The organism is Alkalihalobacillus sp. BA299 (assembly GCF_017745675.1).
Classification (GTDB): Bacteria; Bacillota; Bacilli; order Bacillales; family Bacillaceae_F; genus Alkalihalobacterium.
The window spans coordinates 1-3,774 of sequence record NZ_JAFLJM010000044.1 but is presented as its reverse complement, the minus strand read 5'-3'; the positions used below and the strand labels follow the sequence as shown (position 1 = coordinate 3,774).

6 protein-coding genes are annotated in these 3,774 nt (G+C 34.7%); 1 reads left to right on the top strand and 5 read right to left on the bottom strand.

All coding sequences use genetic code 11. The features are described 5' to 3' along the window. Positions 1–286: 286 nt before the first annotated feature. Positions 287–1,156 (bottom strand): nucleotidyltransferase-like protein, encoded by an 870-nt coding sequence (locus J0N78_RS25270; protein ID WP_209125849.1) that lies wholly within the window; start codon positions 1,154–1,156, stop codon positions 287–289. A gap of 207 nt (positions 1,157–1,363) precedes the next feature. On the opposite strand from J0N78_RS25270, the gene J0N78_RS25265 reads away from it, so the two are divergent. Then, positions 1,364–1,714, top strand: a complete 351-nt coding sequence (locus J0N78_RS25265) for a YgzB family protein (protein WP_209125848.1) — start codon at positions 1,364–1,366, stop codon at positions 1,712–1,714. A 29-nt stretch (positions 1,715–1,743) separates the two neighbouring features. On the opposite strand, the gene perR is transcribed toward J0N78_RS25265, so the two are convergent. The 4 genes from perR to J0N78_RS26300 all read right to left on the bottom strand — a co-directional run bounded on the left by perR (position 1,744) and on the right by J0N78_RS26300 (position 3,678). Beyond that, a complete protein-coding gene (gene perR, locus J0N78_RS25260; protein WP_209125847.1) occupies positions 1,744–2,181 on the bottom strand; it encodes a peroxide-responsive transcriptional repressor PerR in 438 nt (145 codons plus the stop codon). Positions 2,182–2,321: 140 nt separating this feature from the next. Continuing rightward, positions 2,322–2,603: a cyclic-di-AMP receptor gene (locus J0N78_RS25255; RefSeq protein WP_307795008.1), complete on the bottom strand. Its 282-nt coding sequence runs from the start codon at positions 2,601–2,603 to the stop codon at positions 2,322–2,324. Between the two features lie 410 nt (positions 2,604–3,013). Further along, positions 3,014–3,484, bottom strand: a complete 471-nt coding sequence (gene bcp, locus J0N78_RS25250; RefSeq protein ID WP_209125845.1) for a thioredoxin-dependent thiol peroxidase — start codon at positions 3,482–3,484, stop codon at positions 3,014–3,016. 59 nt (positions 3,485–3,543) lie between these two features. After that, on the bottom strand, positions 3,544–3,678 hold the full coding sequence (locus tag J0N78_RS26300; protein ID WP_280637274.1) for a hypothetical protein: 135 nt from the start codon (positions 3,676–3,678) through the stop codon (positions 3,544–3,546). Between the last annotated feature and the right edge of the window lie 96 nt (positions 3,679–3,774).

Here is a 3,774-nt window from a genome sequence, read left to right as displayed (position 1 = left end):
ATGTTGCGAACAGGACGTTCGCGTTCTTAATCGAAGATCATTCATCACTGTGACGTTTTAAAACATTGACGAGATATCATGTATCTCTTTATTTCGCTTGGCTTTTTGTTCAGTTTTCAAAGAACTTCTTTAACGTTATCGCTCAATGGCGACTTTTAAATCTTAACATGATAAGTGTTTATCTGTCAATACTCTTTTTTAAGAAAAAAACATCGCCGCAACAGCGACGATTAATAATATATCATATACATTTTTTTAGGTCAATACTTTTAGAAGGATTTTTTATCTAATTTCTACATCGATAAAACCGATGAAATATTCCTTTCGCTTTTGTTTCTTTCTTAATCACTTCAATAGCACCTTTTTCAACAAGATACTGAACCAACAACTCTAAGTCAATGGAATACTCTCTCAACGCTTCATGCTCCATTAATTGAGCAATGGTCCACGGCTCAGAAATACTATTCATTATTTTAAGGATATGCATACTTCCTAACTGAGCTTTAGATGTAATTGCAAACTCATTTGCAATTAATAATAACTCAACTCTTTTTTCAATCGGCTCTTCACCTAATAAGAGTTCATGATAAAGCTTAAACGTTTCTGGTTCTATATTTTTAACTTGATCCCAAACTGTCACTTCAGGATAAAACCCTCTTTCTATCACAGAAAGTCTCGCTTGATGATGTAGAGCATGTAGAATATGGTTAAAGGCATCCAAGTAATTTTCTGATTGATATAGCGCTTTCGCCTTTTCAAAACGACGTATTAATTTAGAAAATTCGATTCCTAGTTTCTGTTGCCTTTCTTCAAAAGGAAAGTCATTAATCCTTTTTTTCATATTATATACATATTCATTCCGGTCAAAAAGAACCTTCCCATTAAATACCCAATCAATAAAGCGACGATTCGCTCCTGAAATCATCCATCGATAAAGCTGGACCTCATCAATTGTATTCATCGAAACTGTCTTTTCTGAGTATTCGTAATGTCTAACGAACCAAGGACAACTACCTCTTTGTTTAATAATTAATAAAATAACATCATGTCCATCAGTAATTGAATTTAAGCCTGTTTCCTTTTCTACTATTAATATCCCTAACGTATCAGGTTCACTCGCTTTATCTTGATACAACTGTCGTAACATTACTTCCATTAAGTGTTCCCCTCTCTAAAAACAATCCTCATATAATTAATAAAACTACTATATTAATATAAAGCGAAACTTCTTTACTCTCTATGTAATCGTCAAATTATTTCTTCGACACGAATGATCTAAACCCTTTTGTATTTACAAAATGCCGATAAATAATTTTTTAAAATTAGACTCTATGCTATACTTAAAAAACAGGAGGGAACCTTAATGTCTACTAAATATTCTAACAAAATAAATAAAATTAGAACATTTGCCCTATCATTAGTTTTCATAGGGATTATCGTTATGTATGTAGGAATTTTCTTTAGAAATTCACCTATTATCATGTCTTTAACAATGTTACTCGGTTTTTTATTTGTAATAGCTAGTACTGTTGTTTACTTCTGGATCGGGATGATCTCAACAAAATCGGTCAAAGTCATTTGCCCTAACTGCAACACTCCAACCAAAATACTCGGTCGAGTCGATGCTTGCATGAATTGTAATGAACCACTAACCTTAGATCCAGAACTAGAAGGTAAAGAGTTTGATCTAAAATATAACCGTAAAAAAAGCTGAATGCCAATGGCTTCAGCTTTTTTAATCATTTAATGAGCCGATTTTTTCTTACAATCCGGACAAGTTCCGTAGATCTCCATTCGATGACTGCTGACATCAAAGTTAGTCACATGCTCAGCCAAAGTCTCCACTTCATCAAGACCTGGGTAGTGAAAGTCAACAATCTTTCCACACTCAGTACAGATGACATGGTAATGGTCTGAAGTCACACTATCGAAGCGACTCGATGAATCCCCATATGTTAATTCTTTAACAATCCCAACTTCTTTAAACATACGTAAATTATTATAAACCGTTGCAACACTCATATTTGGAAATCGACCTTCTAACGCTTTATAAATATCATCAGCTGTCGGATGAGTCATCGATTCATATAAATATTCTAAGATTGCATGACGTTGCGGAGTCATACGAACCTTCGTCGTTTTTAAAGAGTCGATCGCTTCCTGCAGGCGATGTTTAGCCATCGTCATGCACCTCTCTTTCAGAAAAACAATTCTTAATTTATAATATTTATAATTAGTATAGATAAATATTGAAGAATTGTCAATGTTACCACTGTAGCTTTAGCAATAACACACCCTCACAATTCTTAACATTATCTATCCTATAGCAAAGGGATTAATGCTGGACTTGTCGGAATGACAAACGACGTATACCGATGCGGCAAAGCCCTTTTTCTTCCTTTTTGCTTTTCTACAAAAAGGCACGCTTCTTGAAGAGACTTTCGCAAATCTTCAATATCTCCTTCTTCAACACCGAACAAAAAAGTAGTATTTCCTTTCCTTAAAAAACCACCTGTACTTGCTAATTCGGTCATTCGATAACCTTTATTTTTTAATTGTTTTTCAACTTCATTAGCATAAAAATTTTCCATAATACAAACCATCAATTTCAATAGTAACAGCCCCCTCTCCATATTATCTTTTGTTAACGTCGACCAAATTAACCAAATCGCTTTTATCCCTAAAGTATATTCAGCAATCAGCCGTTATATGGATATCTTTTACATTGGAAACGAGAATACCCTTTTTTCAATTGCTTTAAAAGGTATTATTTCTATACCTGCCGCCATCACTATTATGCACATTAAATTTCAAGCTTTTGGGATATGCTTCTTCCAGATCTTCTCCGTAGATTGAATATTTCTGCACGCTTTAAATATTTTCCTACTTTATCTATATAAGAAAATAAAGGAAAAGGCTACTTAAGGAAGCTTCAACCTTCATTCCTATTGAATTACTGGCTTAACTCCGCAGACAAAACAACATTCACAATAATCCTCTTTCTCTAATATACTTATGCTAAGTTCTCTCTGATATATGAAAGTGCTTCTTCTACATGACCTTTGACCTTAACTTTACGCCACTCTTTTACGATTTTACCCTCTTTATCAATGATAAAGGTAGAGCGCTCTATTCCCATATATTCTTTCCCAAAGTTCTTTTTCAACTTCCACACACCATACAATTCAGCGACCTCATGGTTTTCATCCGCTAGCAACAGGAACGGTAAACCATGCTTGTCAATAAACTTAGTGTGACGCTCCACAGGGTCCGGACTTACCCCCAATATCACGGCGTCTACATCCGAGAAGCTTTCATGATGATCTCTAAAATCACAAGCTTGTGTAGTACATCCTGGTGTCATGTCTTTAGGATAAAAGTATAATACGATATTTTTGCCTTGAAATTCACTTAGAGAAATCATTTCTCCATTATTCGCCGGTAATTTAAATTGTGGTGCAGCTTGCCCAATTTCTACAGTCATTACTATCCCTCCAAATGTATTCTTTCGTATAGATTATCGAAACTTCTTCATCGTTACAACTATTCTGAACGTTTATCATAAGAAAAGCGAATCGCCCGTTTACCGACGTACGGACTGGACTGAACCGCAGAAGATAAAGGAAACACGATGAACGTTAGTGAGTCGATGTTGACTGATATGAACGAAACTGTCAAATACGTACCCCATTTTTTTAATTTCAGCTAAATCTGGGCAACCTTAATAGGAGAAAAGCTACTTAATTTTTCTCCACTTAAACTTTACATGGAGTG

Bases quoted from the DNA above. Each gene is read 5' to 3' on its own strand.
- J0N78_RS25270 (WP_209125849.1), bottom strand. From the start codon at position 1,156: ATGGAAGTAATGTTACGACAGTTGTATCAAGATAAAGCGAGTGAACCT.
- J0N78_RS25265 (WP_209125848.1), top strand. From the start codon at position 1,364: ATGTCTACTAAATATTCTAACAAAATAAATAAAATTAGAACATTTGCC.
- perR (WP_209125847.1), bottom strand. From the start codon at position 2,181: ATGGCTAAACATCGCCTGCAGGAAGCGATCGACTCTTTAAAAACGACG.
- J0N78_RS25255 (WP_307795008.1), bottom strand. From the start codon at position 2,603: ATGGTTTGTATTATGGAAAATTTTTATGCTAATGAAGTTGAAAAACAA.
- bcp (WP_209125845.1), bottom strand. From the start codon at position 3,484: ATGACTGTAGAAATTGGGCAAGCTGCACCACAATTTAAATTACCGGCG.